The sequence below is a fragment of the Neoaquamicrobium microcysteis genome (assembly GCF_008180155.1).
GTDB lineage: Bacteria > Pseudomonadota > Alphaproteobacteria > Rhizobiales > Rhizobiaceae > Aerobium > Aerobium microcysteis.
In genome coordinates this window covers 222,448-244,767 of record NZ_VSZS01000061.1, presented here as the reverse complement: position 1 = coordinate 244,767, position 22,320 = coordinate 222,448, and the positions used below count along the sequence as shown (strand labels likewise).

Annotated in this window: 19 protein-coding genes; 13 read left to right on the top strand and 6 right to left on the bottom strand. The window is 66.0% G+C overall.

All coding sequences use genetic code 11. The annotated features are described in order from the left end of the window. The first annotated feature begins 55 nt into the window (after positions 1-55). The 4 genes from FY036_RS10575 to soxG all read left to right on the top strand — a co-directional run bounded on the left by FY036_RS10575 (position 56) and on the right by soxG (position 5,291). Positions 56-1,318 (top strand): sarcosine oxidase subunit beta family protein, encoded by a 1,263-nt coding sequence (locus FY036_RS10575; protein WP_148914683.1) that lies wholly within the window; start codon positions 56-58, stop codon positions 1,316-1,318. Between the two features lie 136 nt (positions 1,319-1,454). Further along, positions 1,455-1,718, top strand: a complete 264-nt coding sequence (locus FY036_RS10570; RefSeq protein WP_148914682.1) for a sarcosine oxidase subunit delta — start codon at positions 1,455-1,457, stop codon at positions 1,716-1,718. Continuing rightward, positions 1,715-4,711, top strand: a complete 2,997-nt coding sequence (locus FY036_RS10565) for a sarcosine oxidase subunit alpha family protein (RefSeq protein ID WP_148914681.1) — start codon at positions 1,715-1,717, stop codon at positions 4,709-4,711. The genes FY036_RS10570 and FY036_RS10565 overlap by 4 nt, the downstream gene beginning before the upstream one ends. After that, on the top strand, positions 4,704-5,291 hold the full coding sequence (soxG, locus tag FY036_RS10560; RefSeq protein ID WP_148914680.1) for a sarcosine oxidase subunit gamma family protein: 588 nt from the start codon (positions 4,704-4,706) through the stop codon (positions 5,289-5,291). Before FY036_RS10565 ends, soxG begins: the two co-directional genes overlap by 8 nt. 16 nt (positions 5,292-5,307) lie before the next feature. Here the strand turns inward: soxG and FY036_RS10555 are convergent, their stop codons facing one another. Beyond that, positions 5,308-6,018 carry a nitroreductase gene (locus tag FY036_RS10555; RefSeq protein ID WP_148914679.1) on the bottom strand — a complete coding sequence of 237 codons (711 nt, stop codon included), beginning with the start codon at positions 6,016-6,018 and terminating at the stop codon, positions 5,308-5,310. A gap of 173 nt (positions 6,019-6,191) precedes the next feature. On the opposite strand from FY036_RS10555, the gene FY036_RS10550 reads away from it, so the two are divergent. The 3 genes from FY036_RS10550 to FY036_RS10540 all read left to right on the top strand — a co-directional run bounded on the left by FY036_RS10550 (position 6,192) and on the right by FY036_RS10540 (position 12,488). Beyond that, positions 6,192-8,642 (top strand): GcvT family protein, encoded by a 2,451-nt coding sequence (locus FY036_RS10550; protein WP_148914678.1) that lies wholly within the window; start codon positions 6,192-6,194, stop codon positions 8,640-8,642. A gap of 23 nt (positions 8,643-8,665) precedes the next feature. Further along, positions 8,666-9,850: a pyridoxal phosphate-dependent aminotransferase gene (locus FY036_RS10545; RefSeq protein ID WP_148914677.1), complete on the top strand. Its 1,185-nt coding sequence runs from the start codon at positions 8,666-8,668 to the stop codon at positions 9,848-9,850. A 187-nt stretch (positions 9,851-10,037) separates the two neighbouring features. Continuing rightward, on the top strand, positions 10,038-12,488 hold the full coding sequence (locus tag FY036_RS10540; RefSeq protein WP_148914676.1) for a GcvT family protein: 2,451 nt from the start codon (positions 10,038-10,040) through the stop codon (positions 12,486-12,488). Positions 12,489-12,494: 6 nt separating this feature from the next. Here the strand turns inward: FY036_RS10540 and FY036_RS10535 are convergent, their stop codons facing one another. Then, entirely contained in the window at positions 12,495-12,803 is a 309-nt protein-coding gene (locus tag FY036_RS10535; protein WP_148914675.1) for a hypothetical protein, read from the bottom strand. A 186-nt stretch (positions 12,804-12,989) separates the two neighbouring features. Here FY036_RS10535 and FY036_RS10530 point away from each other — a divergent pair, with 186 nt between their 5' ends. Then, positions 12,990-14,156, top strand: coding sequence for a diphosphate--fructose-6-phosphate 1-phosphotransferase (locus FY036_RS10530; protein WP_148914674.1), 1,167 nt, complete (start codon positions 12,990-12,992; stop codon positions 14,154-14,156). Positions 14,157-14,285: 129 nt separating this feature from the next. On the opposite strand, the gene FY036_RS10525 is transcribed toward FY036_RS10530, so the two are convergent. From FY036_RS10525 to FY036_RS10515, 3 genes are all read right to left on the bottom strand, one after another. Further along, positions 14,286-15,386, bottom strand: coding sequence for a M24 family metallopeptidase (locus FY036_RS10525; protein ID WP_235897624.1), 1,101 nt, complete (start codon positions 15,384-15,386; stop codon positions 14,286-14,288). Positions 15,387-15,461: 75 nt separating this feature from the next. Continuing rightward, a complete protein-coding gene (locus FY036_RS10520) occupies positions 15,462-17,054 on the bottom strand; it encodes an ABC transporter substrate-binding protein (RefSeq protein ID WP_148914673.1) in 1,593 nt (530 codons plus the stop codon). Then, positions 17,051-17,737, bottom strand: coding sequence for a helix-turn-helix domain-containing protein (locus FY036_RS10515; protein ID WP_235897623.1), 687 nt, complete (start codon positions 17,735-17,737; stop codon positions 17,051-17,053). The genes FY036_RS10520 and FY036_RS10515 overlap by 4 nt, the downstream gene beginning before the upstream one ends. A 132-nt stretch (positions 17,738-17,869) precedes the next feature. Between FY036_RS10515 and FY036_RS10510 the strand changes: the two genes are divergently transcribed. Genes FY036_RS10510 through FY036_RS10490 form a run of 5 tightly spaced genes read left to right on the top strand, consistent with a single transcriptional unit; the run spans position 17,870 to position 21,953 of the window. After that, positions 17,870-18,955 (top strand): ABC transporter permease, encoded by a 1,086-nt coding sequence (locus FY036_RS10510; protein ID WP_407941156.1) that lies wholly within the window; start codon positions 17,870-17,872, stop codon positions 18,953-18,955. Positions 18,956-18,966: 11 nt separating this feature from the next. Beyond that, positions 18,967-19,869, top strand: a complete 903-nt coding sequence (locus tag FY036_RS10505) for an ABC transporter permease (RefSeq protein WP_148914710.1) — start codon at positions 18,967-18,969, stop codon at positions 19,867-19,869. Further along, positions 19,866-20,702, top strand: a complete 837-nt coding sequence (locus FY036_RS10500) for an ABC transporter ATP-binding protein (protein WP_148914672.1) — start codon at positions 19,866-19,868, stop codon at positions 20,700-20,702. The genes FY036_RS10505 and FY036_RS10500 overlap by 4 nt, the downstream gene beginning before the upstream one ends. Then, positions 20,699-21,442 (top strand): ABC transporter ATP-binding protein, encoded by a 744-nt coding sequence (locus tag FY036_RS10495; protein ID WP_148914671.1) that lies wholly within the window; start codon positions 20,699-20,701, stop codon positions 21,440-21,442. Before FY036_RS10500 ends, FY036_RS10495 begins: the two co-directional genes overlap by 4 nt. Positions 21,443-21,452: 10 nt before the next feature. Next, positions 21,453-21,953, top strand: a complete 501-nt coding sequence (locus FY036_RS10490; RefSeq protein WP_148914670.1) for a GAF domain-containing protein — start codon at positions 21,453-21,455, stop codon at positions 21,951-21,953. Here FY036_RS10490 and FY036_RS10485 read toward each other — a convergent pair. Continuing rightward, positions 21,950-22,135 (bottom strand): DUF3008 family protein, encoded by a 186-nt coding sequence (locus tag FY036_RS10485; protein WP_148914669.1) that lies wholly within the window; start codon positions 22,133-22,135, stop codon positions 21,950-21,952. The genes FY036_RS10490 and FY036_RS10485 overlap by 4 nt on opposite strands. Positions 22,136-22,320 lie beyond the last annotated feature (185 nt).

Genomic DNA, 22,320 nt, shown 5'->3' with positions numbered 1-22,320 from the left:
ACCATGCGGCCCGATAGCTTGGCGCAGGGACGATCCTTCCACCCGGCTGGAGACCATGGCTGAGTATTCCGCACTATCGCTGCTCAAGAACGCGTTGTCCGCAAACCGGGACTGGAAGCCGGCTTGGCGAAAGCCCGAGCCCAAGCCGGCCTATGACGTCGTCATCATCGGTGGCGGGGGGCACGGCCTTTCCACCGCCTGGTACCTGGCCAAGGAACACGGCATCACCAATGTGGCGGTGCTGGAAAAGGGGTATCTCGGCTCGGGCAATATCGGCCGCAACACCACGATCATCCGCTCGAACTACCTGCTGCCGGAAAACACGCGCTTCTACGAGCACTCGATGAAGCTGTGGGAAAACCTCTCGCACGAGCTGAACTACAACGTCATGTTCTCGCAGCGCGGGGTTCTGAACCTCGCACATACGCCCTCGCAGCTGGACGACTTCGCGCGGCGCGGCAACGCGATGCGCCACGAGGGAATCGACGCCGAGCTGATCGTCGGAGCGGCGGCCGTGGGCAGGCTGGTGCCGGGGCTGGACGTGTCGGGTTCCGCGCGCTTCCCGATCATCGGCGGGCTGCTGCAGCCGCGCGCCGGAACCGCGCGGCACGACGCCGTCGCATGGGGCTATGCAAGGGCGGCCGACCGGCGCGGCGTCGACATGATCGAAAACTGCGAGGTAACGGGCTTCCTGCGCGAGGGCGACCGGATCGTGGGCGTATCGACCACGCGCGGCGAAATCCGCGCCGGGAAGGTGGCCGTCGCGGTTGCCGGGTCGACGGGGCGCGTGATGAAGCTTGCGGGCATCGAACGCCTGCCTATCGAGAGCCACGTGCTTCAGGCTTTCGTGTCGGAAGCGCTGAAGCCGGTGCTGCACACGGTCGTCACCTTCGGCGCGGGCCACCTCTACGCCTCGCAGTCTGACAAGGGCGGACTGGTGTTCGGCGGCGACATCGACGGGTACAACTCCTATGCGCAGCGCGGCAACCTGCCGGTGGTGGAGGAAGTCGCCAGCGAGTTCGTCGCCATGTTCCCCGGCTTCTCGCGCGTTCGCCTGCTGCGCTCGTGGGGCGGCATCATGGACATGTCCATGGACGGATCGCCCATCATCACCACAGGCCCCCTGCCCGGCATGTATCTCAACTGCGGCTGGTGCTACGGCGGCTTCAAGGCGACGCCGGCCTCCGGTTACTGCTTCGCGCACACCATCGCGCGCGACGAGCAGCACCCGCTCAGCGCCGCCTTCACGCTCGACCGCTTCCAGCGCGGCATCCTCATAGACGAGAAGGGCCAGGGCGCAACGCCCAGGCTGCATTGATGACAAGCTTGCAAATGTTCCCGCTCTACGTTGCCCTCCTCTGCCCTGCCGGACATCTCCCCCACAAGGGGGGAGATCGGCCGTCACACAGGACTTCGCCAATCACCCTGGTTGCAGGAGAGGGAGTTGCGCGCCCATGCTGATTTCCTGCCCCTATTGCGGCCCGCGCGACGTGTCGGAGTTCACCTACCAGGGCGACGCGACCCGGACGCGGCCGGACCCCGCCTCGGCGGATGCGGCGGCCTGGCATGAATATGTCTACGAGCGGTCGAACGAGGCCGGGCCGCATCGCGAGTTCTGGCAGCACGCAGGGGGTTGCCGCGCGCATGTCGTCGTCATCCGCAACACCGTGACGCACGAGATATCGTCGGTCGCGCCCGCGCGCGGAGACCGTATATGAGCCCCCGACGCACGGCGGCAGGCGGCCGCATCGACCGCGCGCGCACGATCCGCTTCACCTTCGACGGCAAGCCGATGACGGGGCACCTTGGCGACACGCTGGCGTCGGCGCTGCTGGCGGGCGGGGTGACGCTGGTGGGCCGGTCGTTCAAATATCACCGGCCGCGCGGCGTCTTTGCGGCCGGCGTGGACGAACCCTGCGCACTCGTCACCGTCATCGACGGCCAGGCGCGCGAGCCGAACGTGCCTGCGACGCAGATCGAAATATTCGACGGGCTGGTGGTGGAAAGCCAGAATCGGTTTCCGTCTCTGGGCTTCGACCTGGGGGCGGTTAACGGGCTTTTCGGGGGGCTGTTTTCGGCCGGCTTCTACTACAAGACCTTCATGGGGCCGGTGGTGGGGCCGCTGAAGGGCACGCGCTTCTGGATGCTGTGCGAGTGGTTCATAAGGCGCGCGGCGGGCCTAGGGCGGGCGGGAGACGCCAAGGATGCGGCCCGCTACGAGAAGATGAACGCGTTCTGCGACGTTCTCGTCGTCGGTTCCGGCCCGGCCGGTCTGATGGCCGCAAAGGCGGCAGCGGCGAGCGGCAAGCGCGTGATGCTGGCCGAGCAGGAACCGCTTTTCGGGGGCGCGGCGCGGTGGAGCGGCGAAACGATAGACGATGCGCCCGCCGAACGGTGGGCCGATGAAGCGGTCGCGGAACTGGCGGGGCTGGACAATGTCCGGCTGCTGCCGCGCACGACCGTGTGGGGCATTTACGACGGCAACACGATCGCCGCGCTGGAGCGAGTGACCGACCACAAGGCCAGCCGCGCCAGGGGCGAGCCGCGCCATCGCCACTGGTCGATCCGGGCCGGCAAGGTGGTGCTGGCCACGGGCGCGCTGGAGCGGCCGTTGGTGTTTCCCGGCAACGACCGGCCGGGGGTTATGCTGGCGAGGGCGGCAGGGCGATACGCGGCCGAATATGGCGTGCTGCCGGGCGGGCGGATCGCGGTGTTCACCAACAACGACAGCGCCTACCGCGCAGCCGCCGCGCTGCACCGGGCCGGCGCGACGATCGCCGCGATCGTGGATGTAAGGGCGCAGGTTTCGGCCGCCGCGTCGAAGCTGGCGCGGGAAACGGGCGCGGAGCACCTGACCGGCCATGCGGTGGTGGACACGGCAGGCAGGCAGCGTCTCCGGCAGATTACCATCCGGCGGTTCGACGCCGCGAGCGGCGCGCTTTCGGGCGCGGCGCGGCGGGTGGAGGCGGATTGCCTCGCCGTCTCGGGCGGATGGTCGCCGGCGATCCACCTTGCCAGCCAGGCTGGAGCGGCCGCGCGCTGGGACGAGCGGCTGCAGGCGTTTCTGCCGCCGGAGCCGACGGGAGGCTGGGTCGGCGCGGGTTCGTTCACGGGCGCGTTCACCACGCAGGAAGCGATCGCGCAGGGGCTGGCGGCCGGAGCGGCGGCGGTGGGCGCAACGCCCGCAGCCAGCAAGCCGCCGCAGGCCGGCGGGCCGGACCTCGACGTGACGCCTGCGCCGGTGTTCGAGATCAGGGCGAAGGGCAAGGCTTTCGTCGACCTCCAGCACGACGTTACGGCGGAGGACGTGCGGCTGGCGCATCGCGAGGGCTTCGTGTCGGTCGAGCACCTCAAGCGCTACACGACGTTGGGCATGGCGACCGACCAGGGCAAGACGTCCAACGTGCCGGGGCTGGCCATCATGGCGGATGCCGCCGGCAGGACGATACCTCAGGTGGGCACGACGCGCTTCCGCCCGCCCTATTCGGCCGTTTCGCTGGGGTCGCTCGCGGCCGAACGGCACGGCGAGCTGAGGCCGGAGCGGCTGACGCCGATGCACGACTGGCATATCGAGCGCGGGGCGCGGATGCTGGCGGCCGGGCTGTGGTTTCGGCCGCAAATCTACGGCCAGCCGGGGGAGACGGTCGAGCAGGCCTATGCGCGGGAGGCAGCGGCCGTGCGCGCCGGGGTCGGCATCGTGGATGTCTCGACGCTGGGAAAGATCGCCGTTCAGGGGCCGGATGCGGCCGCGTTCCTCGACCGCGTCTACACCAACGTCTTCTCTTCGCTTCCGGTCAACAAGGCGCGGTACGGACTGATGCTGCGCGAGGATGGGCTGGCCTTCGACGACGGCACGACGTGGCGGCTTGGCGAGCATGAGTTCCTGATGACCACCACCACCGCCAATGCCGGCAAGGTGATGCAGCATCTGGAATATTTCCTCGACGTGGTGTGGCCGGATTTGCGGGTGAACCTCACCTCCGTCACCGACCAGTGGGCGGGCGCAGCCGTGGCGGGACCGAAGGCGCGCGACGTTCTGGCCGCCTGCGTGGCGCGAACCGGCGTGGACAACGAGATGCTGCCCTTCATGGGCATCGTGCGCGGTGAAATCGACGGCATACCGGTGACGATCTGCCGGCTCTCCTTCTCCGGCGAACTGGCCTACGAGGTCTATTGCGGCGCGGGCCACGGGCTGGCGATGTGGGAAGCGCTGATGGAAGCCGGCAAGCCGTTCGGCATCGTGCCCTACGGACTGGAAGCTCTGGGCACGCTGCGCATCGAAAAGGGGCATGTCACCGGCTCGGAGATCGACGGGCGGACGACGGCGCGCGACCTGCATCTCGGCTGGATGCTTTCCAAGAAGAAGCCTTTCATCGGCTCGGCGATGATGGACCGGGAGGGGCTCGCGTCGCCCGAAAGGCTGCAACTGGTCGGCCTCGTCTCGCTCGACAATCGCGCCATCGCCAATGGCGCGCATATCGTGGAAGGGAAGCAGCCGCCAGACGATCCGCACGGCTCGATCGGCCACGTCACGGCCAACTGCTTTTCGCCGGCTCTGGGCAGGTACGTCGCGCTGGCGCTGGTGAAGGGCGGCACGTCGCGCCACGGCACGCGCGCACACATTTCCGACCCGCTGCGCGGGCGGTTCGGGCCGGTGGAGATCGTGAGCCACCACATGTTCGATCCCGAAGGGAGCCGCATGCATGGTTGAGCAGATGTCTCCACTGGGTGACGCCTACGTGCCCGGCTCGCACGGCAACTTCGCCGACGGGACGGGCGTGAAAATCTCGCTGCCGCAACCGGGCTCCATCGTCGAGGCAACCGCGTGGCCCGGCCGGGAAGCGGCACTGGCCGGCGCCATCGAGCGCGTGACCGGCCTGTCGCTGCCCCATCATCCGGGCGGAGGAGTGGTTACAGGCGACCGCTCGGGCTTCGGCATCGGCCCGCGAAAATGGCTGCTGACGGACGCAGCCGAGGGCCTGGCCGAAACGCTGCGCGACGCGCTCGGCATCGAGAACGGCACGGTGACGGACCTGTCGCACGGGCGCACCGCCATTCGCCTAGAAGGCGAACGGGCAGAATGGGTGCTGGCGAAATTCTTCGCGCTCGATTTCTCGTCGGATGCCTTTCCCGTCGGTTCGGGAAGGGCGACGATGCACCACGACATACTGGCGCAAATCCAGAGGACGGGCCCGAGCCGCTTCAATCTCTACGTGTTTCGCACGTTTGCGCGCAGCTTCTGGCGCGTGCTGTGCCACGGGGCCGAGGAAGTGGGTTACGAGGTGCGGTAGACCCGCGCCGCGCCGCTCACTTCACGAAGGTGACGAACTCCTCCAGCGGCGCGCGCTCGCTGCGCAGCTGGTTTTCCGGCTTCGACTCGTCCTCGTAGCCGAGCGCCATGCCGCAGACGATGATCTCCTCTTCGGGGATCGACAGCAGCGGCCTGATCTGGCGGTGGTAGGGCGCGAACGCCGCCTGCGGGCAGGTGTGCAGGCCCCTGCCCCGCGCGGCGATCATGATCGACTGCAGGAACATGCCGTGATCTACCCACGAGCCCATGTTGAGCCGGCGGTCGATGGTGAAGATCATGCCGACCGGCGCGTCGAAGAAGGTGAAATTGCGGTCGTGCTGGGCGCGCATCTTCTCCACGTCGCGGCGGCCGATGCCCAGCAGGCTGTAGAGCGCGAAACCGACGGCGCGGCGGCGCGTGAGATACGGCTCGAAGAACTGGTCCGGGTAATATTTGTACTCGTCCCAGGCGATCTTTTCAGGCCGCATGCCGGAGTTGAGGATGGCTTCGGAAAGCGCCTGCTTCTTCTCGCCCTGAACAACATAGGCCTTCCAGGGCTGCATGTTGGTGCCGGACGGCGCGCGCGCAGCCACCGCGAGAATATCGCGGATCGTCGCGTCTTCCACCGGTGTCGGAAGAAAGGCGCGTACCGAACGGCGCGACGTGAGCGCCTCGTCGACGATCGCCTGTTCGTCGATGTCGCCTGATTTCCTGTCTCGAGCAAGCATGTAAAGACTTTCGGGTATGCGGCAGGCGGCAATCTCGCCCGGCGGTTGCGCCCCGCATAGGCGAAACAAGCCTATCAGGCAAATGCTTTGGCACAAACGGCCGCAGCCGCTTGCGCCTCCACGACCCACAGGCATCATGGGAGTATCGGCGCCAAGAACAAGAAAGGGGAACCATGTCCGAGCTTCCGGCAACAGCGCGCGTGGTCATCATCGGTGGCGGCGCGGTGGGCGTGTCGTCGCTCTACCACCTCGCCAAGGCAGGGTGGACGGACTGCGTGCTGCTGGAAAAGGACGAGCTGACGTCCGGCTCGACATGGCATGCCGCCGGCAACGTGCCGACGTTTTCGTCCTCATGGTCGCTGATGAACATGCAGCGCTATTCGGCTCAGCTCTATCGCGGGCTGGCAGACGCGGTGGACTATCCGATGAACTACCACGTCACCGGCTCGATCCGGCTGGCGCACGGCAAGGAGCGGATGCGCGAGTTCCAGCGCGCCAAGGGCATGGGCCGCTATCAGGGCATGGAACTGGACATCATCGGTCCCGACGAAATCCGGACCCGATATCCGTTCATCGAGACGCACGATCTGGAAGGCGCGCTGTACGACCCCAATGACGGCGACATCGACCCGGCACAGCTGACGCAGGCGCTGGCCAAGGGTGCGCGCGACATGGGCGCGACCATCGTGCGTTTCTGCCCGGTGACCGCCGTGCGGCGCGAGGGCGGCGAATGGGTGGTGACGACCGGAAAGGGCGAAATCCGCTGCGAGAAGGTGGTGAACGCAGCCGGATATCGCGCGGCGGAAGTGGGCAGGCTCTTCGGCCGCGACGTGCCGATGATGGTGATGAGCCACCAGTACATCCTGTTCGACGAAATCCCCGAACTGAAGGCGTGGTCGCAGGAGGCTGGCCACAAGCTGCCGCTGCTGCGCGACGTGGACACGTCGTATTATCTGCGGCAGGAAAAATACGGGATGAACCTCGGCCCCTACGAGCGCAACTGCCGCGCGCACTGGGCGACGCCGGACGACCCTATGCCGGACGACTTTTCGTTCCAGCTCTATCCCGACGATCTGGAACGGCTGGAATGGTATCTGGAAGATGCCGTCGCGCGTGTCCCGATCCTCGGCACGGCCGGGCTGTCGCGGGTCATCAACGGGCCGATCCCCTATGCGCCGGACGGCAACCCGCTGATCGGCCCGATGCCGGGCGTGCCGGATGCGTATGAGGCCTGCGTGTTCACCTTCGGCATCGCGCAGGCCGGCGGCGCTGGCAAGGTGCTGGCCGAATGGGTGACCGAAGGCGCGACCGAATGGGACATGTGGTCGTGCGACCCGCGCCGCTTCACGTCGTTTGCATCCGCGCCCAATTACGCCGTTGCCAAGGGCATGGAAATCTACGGCCACGAATATGCGATCCACTTTCCGCGTCATGCGTGGCCAGCCGGGCGCGACCGGAAGCACTCGCCTATCCACGACCGGATCGCGGCGCTGGGCGCGCAGTTCGGCGCCTATAACGGCTGGGAGCGCGCCAACTGGTACCCGCAGGATGGCGACGATGTGTCGGAGGCCGCCACGCAGACGTTCGACCGCGAGGGGCCGTGGTTTGCGCGCATCCGCGAGGAGTGCCACGCGGTAAGGGATGCGGCGGGCGTCCTCGACCTTCCCGGCTTTTCGCGCTTCCGGGTGCAGGGAGACGGCGCGCGGGCGTGGCTTTCGTCGCTGATTACCGGCGCGGTGCCTAAGCCGGGGCGGATCGGGCTCGCCTACTTTGCCGACGAGAAGGGCCGGATCGTCACGGAGATGTCGGTGATGGCGCTGGACGAAGACTTCTTCTTCCTCATCACGGCGGCCGTCGCCGAGTGGCACGATTTCGAGTGGCTGCAGAAACACTTGCCGGAGAAGTCTCAGATTTCGCTGCAGAACGTGACCGAGGCGTTTGCCTGCCAAATCCTGACCGGGCCGAAGTCGCGGGAGATACTGGCGCAGGTGAGCGATGCCGACCTGTCGCTGCCGTGGCTCACGCATCAGTCGGCGCAAGTGGGCGGCCGGTGGTGCCAGTTGGTGCGCGTGTCGTTCGCCGGCGAGCTTGGCTGGGAAATCCACGCCAAGGTGGAGGATACGGCGGCCATATTCGATGCGGTGTGGAATGCAGGCCAAAAGCACGGGCTGAAACCGTTCGGCATGTTCGCGCTGGATTCGCTGCGGCTGGAAAAGGGCTATCGCGCGTGGAAGGGCGAGCTTTCGACCGACTACACGGTGTTGCAGGGCGGTCTGGAGCGGTTCGTGCGCTGGGAGAAAGCCGATTTCATCGGCAAGGCTGCGCTGCTGAACGAGAAGCAGCGGGGCGTGACGAAGCGCTTCGCGATCATGACGCTGGACAGGCCGGGACCGTGCGACGCGCCCTACATGTCGACGGTGTGGCACGGCGGCAAGATCGTCGGCGAAACCCTGTCAGGAGGCTATGGACACAGGGTGGACAAGTCGATTGCGCTGGGCATGCTGCGCAGCGACTTGGCGCAGGGCGAAACGGTCGAGATAGAAATCTTCGGCGACCGCTTTGCCGCAACCGTGCATGGCGACGAGCCACTATGGGACCCGCAGAACCTGCGGCTGAAAAGCTGAAACGACAACGACAAGAGACTCCAATGCCTAAACTTTCATCCCGCGTCACCGGCATCACGCCCTCCGGCAAGGACGGCTGGGAGGTGCATTTCGATGCGCTGGTGCGACACCAGGCCGGCGAGCCGATCATCATGCTTTCGGTCGGCGACCATGATTTCCACACGCCGGCTGAAACCGTGGAGGCTTGCGTGCGCGAGGTGCGGGCGGGACATCACCACTACACCCACCTGCCCGGAATGCCGCGCCTGCGCGCGGCGATGGCGAAGGTGACGACGGCATGTACCGGCGTCGAGACCACGCCGCAGCAGGTGCTGTCGACACCGGGCGGACAGGCCGCGCTCTTCGCGGCAGCGCTGGGCACATGCGATCCCGGCGAGCACGCCATCATCATCGCGCCGTACTACGCGACCTATCCGCCGACATTCAGGGCGGCGCAGGTGGACATCTCGATCGTGGACGCGGATGCCGAAGACGGGTTTCAGCCGCAGGCGGCGGCGATCGAGGCGGCGATACGGCCGAACACGCGCGCGATCCTCATCAACACGCCGAACAACCCGACCGGCGCGGTCTACACGCGGCAGACGCTGGAAGCGATCGCCGACATCTGCCGCAGGCACGATCTGTGGCTGATCTCGGACGAGGTTTACTGGACGATCACCGGCGGGCGCGAACATCTGTCGCCGCGCGCCCTGCCCGGCATGGAAGAGCGCACGCTGGTCGTGAACTCGATGTCGAAGAGCCACGGCATGACGGGGTGGCGCATCGGCTGGCTGACGGGGCCGGAAGACATCGTCGCCACGCTCATCAGCCTCAACCTCGTCTCGACCTACGGCCTGCCGGACTTCGTCTCGCGCGCGGCCATGGATGCGCTGGAGAACGGATACGGCGTGGCTGAGATCGCGGAGCGGTACGCCAAGCGGCGCAGGGTGTTCCTCGACGCGATAAGGGGCATGAACGGCGTGACGGTGCGCGGCTCGGAGGGCGGCATGTACATCATGCTGGACGTGTCGGCGCTGGAGCCCGATTGCGAGACCTTCGCCTGGGGGCTCCTGAACGGCGAGAAAGTGGCGGTGATGCCGGGCGGCAGCTTCGGCGATTCCGCCAGGGGCCATATCCGCATCAGCCTGTGCCAGCCGGAAGAAGTGCTGCGCGAGGCGGCGACGAGGCTGAAGCGCTTCGCCGGCAGCTACAAGCGGGACGCGGCTTGAGGAGCGGGAACATACCCCCACCCTGTATCCCTCCCCTCAAGGGAGAGGGAGGGCATCCACGCAGCGCCCAATCTTCCGAAAAGTGCTGCGCCTCGGATAATGTCGCGACGCGCACGCCTCCGTCCCCCTTGAGTGGAGGGATAGAGGGTGGGGGTTGCTACGTCGGTTTCCGGAAGGAGTATCGCGCATGACCACCCTGCCCGCCAAGGCCCGTGTCGTCGTCATCGGTGGCGGGGTGGCGGGGTGCTCCGTCGCCTACCATCTGGCGAAGCTGGGCTGGACGGACATCGTGCTTCTGGAGCGCAAGCAGCTCACAAGCGGCACGACATGGCATGCGGCGGGGTTGATCGGGCAGCTGCGCGCCAGCGCGAACATGACGCGGCTGGCCAAATATACGGCCGATCTCTACCAGCGACTGGAAGCAGAAACCGGCGTCGCCACGGGCATGCGCCAGTGCGGCTCGATCTCGGTGGCACTGACGGCGGAGCGGCACGAGGAGCTGCGCCGGTCGGTGACCATGGGACGGGCGAACGGCGTTGAGGTCGAGGAAATCTCGGTCTCGGACGCCAAGCAGCTCTATCCGCATCTGGAGGTGGGCGATGTGGTCGGGGCGATCCACATCGCACGCGACGGACAGGGCGACCCGTCCAACATCACCCATGCGCTGGCCAAGGGCGCGCGCATGGGCGGGGTGAAGATCGTCGAGAACGCGAAGGTCACCGCGATCCGCATCGATAAAGGCCGCGTGGCCGGCGTGGAGGTCGAGGCCGGCGGGGAGCGGAGCGAGATCGCCTGCGAGCACGTGGTGAACTGCGCCGGCATGTGGGCACATGGCGTGGGCGCGATGGCGAATGTGGCGGTGCCGCTGCACGCCTGCGAGCATTTCTACATCGTGACCGAGCCGATTGCGGGGCTGGGGCAGCTTCCCGTTCTGCGGGTGACAGACGAGTGCGCCTACTACAAGGAAGATGCGGGCAAGATCCTGCTCGGAGCGTTCGAGCCGGTCGCCAAGCCTTGGCCGCCGCTGGGTGACAGCATTCCCGAAGAGTTCTGCTTCGACCAATTGCCGGAGGATTTCGACCATTTCGAGCCGATCCTCGAAAAGGCGGTGAAGCGCATGCCACTGCTGGCGGATGCGGGCATCCACACCTTCTTCAACGGGCCGGAGAGCTTCACGCCCGACGACCGATACTATCTGGGCGAAGCGCCGAATGTCGGCAATTTCTGGGTCGCGTGCGGGTTCAACTCCATCGGCATCCAGTCTTCCGGCGGCGCGGGCATGGCGCTGGCGCAGTGGATGGATGGCGGCGAGCCGCCTTTCGACCTGTGGGACGTGGACATCAGGCGCGTGCAGCCGTTTCAGGCGAACCGGGCCTATCTGCACGACCGCTCGAAAGAGACGCTCGGTCTGCTCTACGCCGACCACTTCCCCTATCGCCAGATGGCGTCGGCGCGTGGCGTGCGGCGCTCGCCGCTGCACGAGCACCTGAAGGCACGCGGCGCGGTGTTCGGCGAGGTGGCCGGCTGGGAGCGCGCCAACTGGTTCGCTCGCGACGGGCAGGAGCGCGAGTATCGCTATTCGTGGAAGCGGCAGAACTGGTTCGACAACCAGCGCGAGGAGCATCTGGCGGTGCGCAACGGCGTCGGGCTGTTCGACATGACCTCGTTCGGCAAGATCCGGGTGGAGGGGCGCGACGCATGCGCTTACCTCCAGCGGCTGTGCGCCAACGATGTGGACGTGCCGGCGGGCCGGATCGTCTATACGCAGGTGCTGAACGAGCGCGGCGGCATCGAAAGCGACCTGACCGTGACGCGGCTGTCGGAAACCGCATTCCTGCTTGTGGTGCCCGGCGCGACGCTGCAACGCGACCTTGCATGGCTGAGGCGGCACGTGGGCGAAGCGTTCGTGGTGATTAACGACGTGACGGCGGCGGAAAGCGTGCTTTGCGTGATGGGACCGAAATCGCGCGCGTTGATGCAAAGGGTGAGCCCGAACGATTTCTCGAATCAGAAGAATCCCTTCGGCACGTTTGTTGACATCGAAATCGGCTACGGCATCGCGCGTGCGCACCGCGTCTCCTATGTCGGCGAACTGGGCTGGGAGCTTTACGTCCCGACCGATCAGACCGCGCATGTGTTCGAGACGCTGGAGCTGGCGGGAAACGAGGTCGGACTGAAGCTGTGCGGCCTGCACACGCTGGATTCGTGCCGCATCGAGAAGGCCTATCGTCATTTCGGCCACGACATCACCAACGAGGACCATGTCTTGGAAGCCGGGCTGGGCTTTGCGGTGAAGACCGGCAAGGGCGAGTTCACAGGGCGCGATGCGGTGCTGCGCAAGAAAGAGGCCGGGCTTTCACGACGGCTGGTGCAGTTCCTGCTGGACGATCCGCAGCCGCTTCTGTTTCACAATGAGGCGATCGTGCGCGACGGCGAGATCGTCAGCACGGTCACGTCGGGCAATTACGGCCATCATCTCGGCGCGGCGGTGGGGCTTGGATACGTGCCGTGCGCCGGCGAAAGTGCGGCACAGGTGCTGGCATCGACCTACGAGATCGAAGTCGGAGGCGAGCGGTTCGCGGCAAAGGCGTCGCTTGCGCCGCTGTACGATCCGAAAAGCGAACGGGTCAGGGATTAGCGACCTCTACTGCCAGCCCGGACGCCAGAGGGTGTCGCGCTCGTCAAGCTCGCACAGGTTGACGCGGCAACGGTCGGTGTCGCGCGTCGTGATGCTGACCTTGCGCGTCGTCTCTTCCATCATGCAGAAGCGCCGGTCGGCGACGTAGCGATCATAGGTGTACTGGCCGGTCGTCAGCACTGCCGCGCCGCGCTGGTCGATAAGGCCAAGCACCTGATCGCAGGTCATGGCGCGCGCGTCCGGCCTGCCCTGCGCCAAAGCGGGCACCGCCATCGCCGCCAGCACCGCAGCCGTCATTGCGAAACGCGTAAACATCCGTAGTTCCTCCATATCGCGCAAAGTGCGTCGCGCCTGCCCTTCAATGCAGCACCTAGCAGAAGCGTTGCAAAAGGACAGGGTTCGTAGGGCGGCCGCGCGGAAACGTGATTGCCGAGTGCATTGTTGCGCCAGATGCTAAATCGATTTAAGCATGAGGCGATCCAAGATTTCGGGAGGAATGCCGTGAACGAAACCTTCGTCATTGCGCAGGGCGGCGGGCCGACCGCCGTCATCAACCAGACGCTGGTGGGTGCGGTTCTGGAGGCGCGGCGCAGGCATCCGGGATGCCGGGTTCTTGGCTCACGCTTCGGCGTGCGCGGCATCAAGAACGGCGACTATGTCGATCTCTCGCAGCGTTCCGAGGAAGAGCTGCGCCGCATCGCGGCGACGCCGAGCGCAGCACTCGGCTCGACCCGCGACAAGCCCGACGCCGCCTATTGCGAGGTGATATTGAAGGGGCTGCGAGATGCGAGCGCAACGGCCTTCATCTATATCGGCGGCAACGACACGGCCGGGACGCAGCAAATCCTGGCGGATGCGTCGGGCGGCGGCATCGCCTTCGTGCACGCGCCCAAGACCATCGACAACGATCTGGAAGAGAATGACCACACGCCGGGCTTCATCTCGGCCGCCGAGTTCGTGGCTTCCGCCTTCCTGTCGGTCGATCTCGATTTTCGCGCCCTGCCCGGCATCTATGCGGGCATCGTGATGGGCCGGCACGCGGGCTTCCTGACGGCGGCATCGGCCGCCTGGCGGCTGGACGAGGACAGCGGGCCACATCTCGTCTATGTGCCGGAACGCGCCTTCGAGCGTGCGCGGTTCGTCGACGACGTAAAGGCGACGATGGCGAAGCACGGCCGCTGCATCATCGCGCTTTCGGAGGGAATATCCTCTGCTTCCGGTCGCTCGATGGTCGAGGAGCTGGTTCCAGCAGAGATGCTGGAGCGCGACGCCCACGGCAATGTGCGGCTGTCGGGCACCGATCTCGGGCAGGCGATCGAGCGCATCCTTGCCGACGATTTGAAGGGCACCCGCGCGCGTGTCGACACGTTCGGCTATCTGCCGCGCGGCAACATCGGAGCGATCAGCCCGGTGGACGCCAAGGAGGCGTTCGACGCTGGCGCATTCGCGGTGGAAGCGGCCGCGCATGGCGGCGGCTCTGTGGCGTTGCAGGAAGAAGGCGGCAAGACCGTCATCCGCCTCGTGCCGCTTTCGGCCGTGGCGGGTAAGACGCGCCATATGCCCGCGGATTTCCTCGATGCGGATGAAAACCGGCTCTCGGCGAAGGGGCACGCTTATCTGGATCGCCTGCTGCCGAAGAAGTTCGAGCCGGGCAAGCCGTTCGTTTGATGGGTGCGGAAGCGGGCTCCGGCTTTGTGGTGGATGGGTTGAGGCATGGATCCTCGGGTCAAGCCCGAGGATGACTAAGTGGAGGTGGCCGTTCGTTTGAGGGCTCGGGCAAGCACGAACGACCTCGCCTCACGCCTTTGCGATGAACGCGTCCCTCGGCAGTTCCGAGAAAATCTCGGGGCCGTCGGCGCGAAGGATCACGATTTCCTCGAGGCGGATGCCGAAGCGGCCGGGCAGGTAGATGCCGGGCTCGATGGAGAAAACCATACCCTCCTCCAGCAACACCTCTGACGTGGCGGTGATGTAGGGCGGCTCGTGGCCGTCGATGCCGAGGCCGTGGCCGGTGCGGTGGACGAAATATTCGCCGTAGCCGGCAGCCGCGATGACGTCGCGGGCGGCCTTGTCGACCTCTTTCGCCTTGACGCCGGGCTTCGCCGCCGCAAGAGCCGCCTGCACAGCCTTTTCGACCACGGCATGAACCTCGGCGTAGCCTTCCGGCGCCTCACCGATGATCGCCATGCGCGTCATGTCGCTGGGGTAGCCGTCGAGGCGGCCGCCGATGTCGATGACCACCGCGTCGCCCTTCTTCAGCACGCGGTCGCTGGTTGAATGGTGCGGGTGCGCGCCGTTCTCGTTTGCGCCGACGATCCAGAACAGCGGCCGCGCGCCGTTGGACGAGAAGTGATCGCGGACCACGTCGGCAAGCTGGTTTTCGGTCATGCCGGGGCGGATGGCGGCCCATGCGGCCTGCATCGCGGCGTCGTTGAGACGCGAGCTGATCTTGAGGCGGCGATACTCGTCCTCGTCCTTGATCGAGCGGAGCAGACCGAGCGTGTCGCCGGTGAAGGCGCGGGCATTGCCGGGCAGCGCGTCGGCCAGCAGGAAGGCGAAATCGGCGCGCATCGTCTCGTCCAGTACGACGCGCCCTGCCCTTTCAGGAAACGCTTCATCCAGAGCGCGCGCAAGTGCGGCGTCGGGACCGTCGGCATCCGCCCATTCGAACATCGGCAGGCTGCTCGACTGCTTCGCCGCCTCGGCGTTGAGCGCCGGCATCAGGAATGCCGCCTTTTCAGGCCCAACCAGCAGAAGGCACGGCCTCTCGTCGGGGTGGGGGTAGAAGCCCACCAGCCACTGCATGTGCGAACCAGGGCCGACCGCCACCAGCCCGGTTCCGGTTTCCTTCATGGTGGCGCGCAGCCGCGCCATCCGTTCGGCAACAATATCCGTCACGGCAATATCCTCGTTCTGCTTGATTGGGTGGCGGGCTGCCGGTGGCCCCAGCGGCAGCCCGCGCCTACCGTCCGATCAGTTCTTGTCGACCAGACGGTAGAAGACGAAGTCGGAGGTCGCCCCGTTGACGAAGCCCTCGACCTGCGGCCCCATGCCCACCTGCTTTACCGCCTGGAACATGATGACGAAGGGTGCTTTTTCCTGAACCTTCTTCTGAAGGTCAAGATACATCTCGTTGCGCTTCTCGGCGTCCGGCTCGGCCAGCGCGGCAAGCGTTTCCTGGTTCAGCTCTTCCGGCACCGCCCACGCGTTGCGCCACGTGGTGGTCGAAGCGTATTTGTCGTCGGCATTGTCGGCGTTGTAGGCGAAAGCCTTGGCGTTAGAGTGCGGGTCCATGAAGTCCGGCCCCCAGTAGAGCAGCATCGCTTCGTGCGTGCGGGCGCGGTATTTCGTGATGACCTGCGCGCCGGTGCCCGGCAGGATTTCAAAGTTGATGCCGGCCTCGGCGAAGGTCGACTGCAGCGACTGCGCGATGTCGGTGAAGGGCGTCGAGTTGATGACGTCCATGGTCACGTTGATCGGCAGCTCGACGCCGGCGTCGGCGAGGATCTGCTTCGCCTTCTCGGGGTCGTAGGTGAAGGGCGTGTCGTCGAGCGCGCCGGGGAAGCCGGACGGCCAGAACGCCTGATGCACCTGCATCTGGCCCTTGAGGAAGGTTTCGGTCATGCCTTCGTAATCGACCAGGTAGCGGGCGGCCTCCCACACGGCCTCGTCGGTCAGCGCCTCGACCTTCTGGTTGAAGGAGAACCAGTGGACGGCGGCCTGCGGATAGGTCTCGACCTTGACGTTGTCCTTGCCTTCGAGCGAGCCGACCTGATCGGGCGTCAGGTTCTTGGCCATGTCGACGTCGCCGGATTCGAGCAGAAGCTGCTGCGTGGCGGCCTCGGCGACGTGGCGGATGATGACCGAGCTGACGGCGGGGGCGCCCTTGAAATAGTCCGGGTTGGCGTCGAGCGTGGCGAGCTCGGCCGGGCGGTAGACGCGCAGCTTGAACGGGCCGGTGCCGGCGGAATTGGCGTTGAGCCAGCCATTGCCGAAATCGCCATCGACCTCGTTTTCCATGACCGCCACTTCATCGACGATGGAGGCCGGGCGGGCGGCCAGCACGTTCAGGACGAAGTTGGGCGAGAAGTCGCCGGCATATTTGATGGTGACGGTGTTGTCGCCGAGCGTGACCATCTCCTCGATGTTGTCGGCGGTCCAGCCGAGCTGGGTGAGGATGAAGGCGGGCGCCTTCTCCAGCGCCACGACGCGGCGGAACGAGAACAGCACATCCTGCGGCCGCAGCGGATTGCCGGAATGGAAGGTCACGCCGTCGCGCAGGGTGAACGTGATGGTCTTGGCTGCTTCGTCGACTTCCCAGTCGGAAGCGAGGCCGCCGGCCAGCGTCTCCAGATCTTCGGGCTCGTACTGGACGAGGCGGTCGTAGATGTTGGTGACGAGTTCGCCCGACGAGAACTCGTAGGCCTGCGCGGGATCGATGGCGACGATGTCGTCGATGTTCTGCGCGACGACGAGAACGTCGGCGGGCGTGGCGGCATAGGCTGCGCTGAGCGGCACGGCGGCCGACAGCAGCGCAGCAAGTACGGCTTGCTTGATGATCTTCATGGTTTTGTTCTCCCTGCTGAAGTGGTGTGGTTGAGTTCGGTGACGACTGCCGCCTGATCGCCGGCGTCGGTCGCGCCGCGCCTGTCGCCCTCCTGCCGCGGACGCAGGATGGACATCGTGCCCGTCCACAGGATGCGGGCCGCGCGATCGCTCTCATTGGCCCAGCTGTGATCGCTGGAGCCCCGGAAATGCAGGCTGTCTCCCGCAGACAGCCGGATCGTCTCGCCGTCGACGGTCTGGGCGATCTCGCCTTCCAGCACGTAGAGCAGCTCGTCGCCCTCGTGGTGGACCATCTCGGAATGATGGCCGGGCGGCACGATCATGATGAAGGAGGAAAGCCCCCTGCCCGGAAACTCGGCGTGCAGCCGCTCGTACATCACCGACGAGCCGGGCAGCGAGAAGGTGGGGCGCTGGCCGGCGCGCGTCACGCCGTTGCCGATGGAGGGCGTGGCGACGAAATAGTCGATCTCGACGCCAAGCCCGCGCGCGATGCCGGCCAGTGCGCCAAGCGACGGCGTCGCCTGATCGCGCTCCACCTGGCTGAGGAAGCCGACCGAGAGCCCGGCCGCATCGCCCAGCCCCTGCAACGTCATGTGCAACTGACGGCGACGGGCGCGGATCAGCGCGCCGATGCGCGGCTGGGCTGCCGGCTGGTTCTGGCTTTGCGGCTGCGGGATATTCACAGGCCGTCGCGCTCCATCAAAATTTTTTTGATAGAAGCAAAATCTTTTGTATTATCCAAGTCTGAAATTTCTACAGCGCGCGTTTTCCTGTTGGCTATGCCGCGGGCCGCGCACCGCCAGCAGGAAAGCCGCGTGAGCATCGAACCAGCAGTCGAGCCGGGTCCAGCTCCCGCCCGCACGGGGGCGTCGGGACGCATGCGCGCCGGCCGCCGGTTCGCGTTCTCGCTGGGCGGGTTCGTCATCACCATCGCGCTGACCTTCCTCGGCCTTCTGGCCATCACCTTCTTCATCGGCAGGGTGATTCCCATCGACCCGGTGCTGGCCGTCGTGGGCGACCGCGCGCCGCAGGCCGTGTACGAGCGGGTGCGCGTGGAGATGGGGCTCGACCGGCCGCTGATCGTGCAGTTCCTCTCCTATGTCGGCGACGTGCTGACCGGGAACCTCGGCATGTCGGTGACGACGGGCCGCCCGGTCGCGCAAGACCTCGCGCGCGTATTCCCCGCAACGCTGGAGATGGCGACGCTGGGCATCATCATCGGCGTGGCGCTGGGCGTGCCGATGGGCGTCTGGGCAGCGGCAAGGCAAGGCACGATCACCGACCAGATCATCCGCGTCGTCGGGCTGTTGGGTTACTCCGTGCCGGCGTTCTGGCTCGGCCTCATTGGACTGCTGCTGTTCTACGCGAGGCTGCAATGGGTGAGCGGGCCGGGGCGGCTCGACATCTTCTATGACGGGCTGGTGCCGACGGTGACCGGCCTGCTGCTGGTGGACAGCCTGATCGCGGGCGACTGGACGGTGTTCCGGAATGCAGTGAGCCATCTGGTTCTGCCGGCCTCGATCCTCGGCTTCTTCAGCCTGGCCTACATCGCGCGCATGACGCGCTCCTTCATGCTCGACCAGCTCAACCAGGAATACGTCATCACCGCCCGCGTGAAGGGCGTGCCGGAGCGGCAGGTGATCTGGCGGCATGCGTTCCGGCCGATCCGCGTGCCGCTCATCACCGTGATCGGACTTTCCTATGCGGGCCTGCTGGAGGGCTCGGTGATGATCGAGACGGTGTTCTCGTGGCCGGGGATCGGCAACTACCTGACGAGCGCGCTGCTGAACGCGGACATGAACGCGGTGCTGGGCGCAACGCTGGTGATCGGCGCGGTGTTCATCGCCATCAACAAGATTTCCGACGTGCTCTATCGCGTCCTGGACCCGAGGGCGAGGTGAGCGACATGAGCATGACCACCCGCGACTGGCTGCTGACCGAATCGCCCTCCTCGCGCATGCAGGCGCGGCTGGGGCGTTCTTATCGCGTGCTGCTGGCGCTGCTGCGCAACCCGCTGGCCGTGATCGGCGCGGTCATCATCATCGCGCTGGTGGTGCTGGCGATCTTCGCGCCGTGGTTCGCCACGCACTCGCCCTATAGCGGGCAGCTGACCAACCGGCTGCAACCGCCGAGCGCCGAGTTCTGGCTGGGCACCGACGAGCTTGGCCGGGACATCTGGTCGCGCATCGTCTATGGCGCGCGGATTACGCTGATGATCGTGCTGCTGGTGGCCGCGATCGCCGCGCCGCTTGGCCTCGTGATAGGCGCGGTGTCCGGCTATTTCGGAGGCTGGACCGATCGCATCCTGATGGGCATCACCGACGTGTTCCTGTCGATGCCGAAGCTGATCCTCGCGCTCGCCTTCGTGGCGGCACTCGGGCCGGGCATCGAGAACGCGGTGATCGCCATAGCCATCACATCGTGGCCGGCCTATGCCCGCATCGCCCGCGCGGAGACGCTGACCTTCCGCAACTCGGAGTTCATCGCCGCGATCCGGCTGCAGGGCGCGTCGGCCATGCGCGTGATCCTGCGGCACATCCTGCCGCTGTGCTCGTCCTCGGTCATCATCCGCGTGACGCTTGATATGGCGGGCATCATCCTGACGGCGGCGGGCCTAGGCTTCCTCGGGCTTGGCGCGCAGCCTCCCCTGCCCGAATGGGGCGCGATGATCTCGCGTGGCCGCGCCTTCATCCTCGACCAGTGGTGGGTGGCGACCATGCCGGGCTTCGCCATCATCATCGTCTCGCTGGGCTTCTGCTTCCTCGGCGACGGGTTGCGCGACGTGCTCGACCCCAAGAGCGGAGGCAAGCAATGAGCGAGCCGCTTCTGGACGTGCAGAATCTGCGCGTGCGCTTCCCGACCGCGACCGGGCCTGTCGAGGTCGTGCGCGGCGTCTCGTTCACGCTGGGCCGCGAGCGGCTGGGCATCGTCGGCGAGAGCGGTTCCGGCAAGTCGATGACCGGACGCTCAATCCTGCGCCTGATCCGCAAGCCGGGCGAAGTGACCGCCGACCGGCTGCGCTTCGACGGAAAGGACCTGCTTTCGATCTCCGAGCGTGAGATGCGCAAGGTGCGTGGCGCGCGCATTTCGATGGTGATGCAGGACCCGAAATTCTCGCTCAACCCGGTGATGACCGTCGGCGAGCAGATCGGCGAAGCGCTTGCCGTGCACGAGAAGCTGCCGCGCCGGCAAATCCGCGAACGCGTGCTTACGATGCTGGAAGCAGTGCAAATCCGCGACCCCGAACGCGTTTTCGGGCTCTACCCGCACGAGGTGTCGGGCGGCATGGGCCAGCGCGTGATGATCGCCATGATGCTGATACCCGAGCCGGCTATCCTGATCGCCGACGAGCCGACCTCGGCGCTCGACGTGTCGGTGCAGGGCGAGGTGCTGAAGATCATCGATGAACTCATCACCCGCAACGGCATGGGCCTGATCTTCATCAGCCACGACCTCCATCTCGTATCGCAGTTCTGCGACCGCATACTCGTGATGTATCGCGGCGAGGTGGTGGAGCAATGCGCGGCCAGCGAGCTTGACAAGGCCAGCCATCCCTACACACGCGGGCTGCTCGCCTCCGTGCCGCAACTGAACGAGACGCGCGAGCTGCTGCCCGTGCTGGACCGCAGCCAATGGGAAACGGCATGAGCGCGATTTCCCTTAAGAACCTGGACGTTTCCTACGGCGACACGCGTGTCGTCGAAGGCGTGTCGCTGGAGATCGCCGAGGGCGAATGCTTCGGCCTGGTGGGCGAATCGGGCTCGGGCAAGTCGACCGTGCTGCGCGCGATCACCGGGCTTGCGCCCGACTGGGAGGGCGAGATCGACCTTTTCGGCCAGCCGCGGGACAAGTCCATCGACAAGCGCTTCGCGGCGCTGTGCCAGATGGTGTTCCAGGATCCGTACGGTTCCCTGCATCCGCGCCAGACTGTCGACGCCACGCTTTCGGAGCCGCTTGCGATCCACGGCATCAAGGATGCCGACAGGCGTGTGCCGGAGATGATGGAAGCATGCGGGCTCGACCCGCGCTTTCGCTTCCGCCTGCCGCACCAGCTTTCGGGCGGCCAGCGGCAGCGCGTGGCTATTGCGCGCGCACTGATGCTGAAGCCGAAAATCCTGCTGCTGGACGAGCCGACATCCGCGCTGGACGTGTCGGTGCAGGCCGAAATCCTCAACCTGCTGAAACGCCTGCGCCGCGAACAGGGACTGACATACGTCATCGTCACCCACGACCTGCCGGTGGTCTCCTTCCTATGCGACCGGCTGGCAGTGATGCGGCAGGGCCGTATCGTCGAGGTCGCGGACGTCGCGGCCCTGAAGACCAACACCATGAAAGACCCCTATTCGCGCGAGCTTGTCGAAAAGAGCACGACGCGCATCACCGCCTGAGGAAACACCCATGACAGACAACAACACCGGCGCGGCGCTTCGCGCGTTCCGCCTCGCCATCGCGCAGAAGACCTCGGGCGACGCGCCGTGGCGGGCGCTGCAAACGCTGGCGCAGGAGATTATCGGCGCGAAGCTTTTCACGGTCACGACTGTGGACATGGAGGCGAGCGTGGCGCGCCGACTCTACACCAACATGCCGGACGCATACCCGGTTTCCGGCACCAAGCCGATCGAGGTCGATCCGTGGTTCGAGCTGGTCGTGCAGGGCGGCAATCTGTTCGTCGCCAACACGCTGGAGGAGATCGCCGGCCACTTCCCGGACTGGGAATTGATCGGCAGGCTGGGATGCCGCTCGTGCATCAACATGCCGGTGTTTGTCGGCGGGAAAATACTCGGCACGGTGAACATGCTGGACGTGGAAAACCACTTCACGCCCGAGCGGATCGCGCTCGTGGAGCAGCTTCAGATACCGGCCGTCGCCGCATTTCTGGCAGCGTCGGAAGAGGACTAATCGCCCTTCTTCTCCGGCAGGCCCTTGCGCTTGGTCTCGGCCAGTTCCTCGAGCTGGCTTTCGTTCATCGATTCGTACATCTCGATGGACGCGCCCTTGAGTTCCGACTTTTTGATTTCGCCGCGTTTGGCCGCTAGCGCCGCGCCGGCCGCCTTCTGCTGTGCTTTCGATGTAGCGGGCATGGGTGTGGCTCCCGAGTGACTATCGCCGAGAAACGTGGGGTTCGGAGGCAGGTTCCCAGCGAAATCAGTAACATCTCGTGACCGGTTTGTGAGACGCCACTGTTGGACAAGGGGGCAACCGGTCGATAGATTGCGACCGCTCGCTATCCGTTTAAAGCGGATGTTAAGGTTGTGACATCGACAAT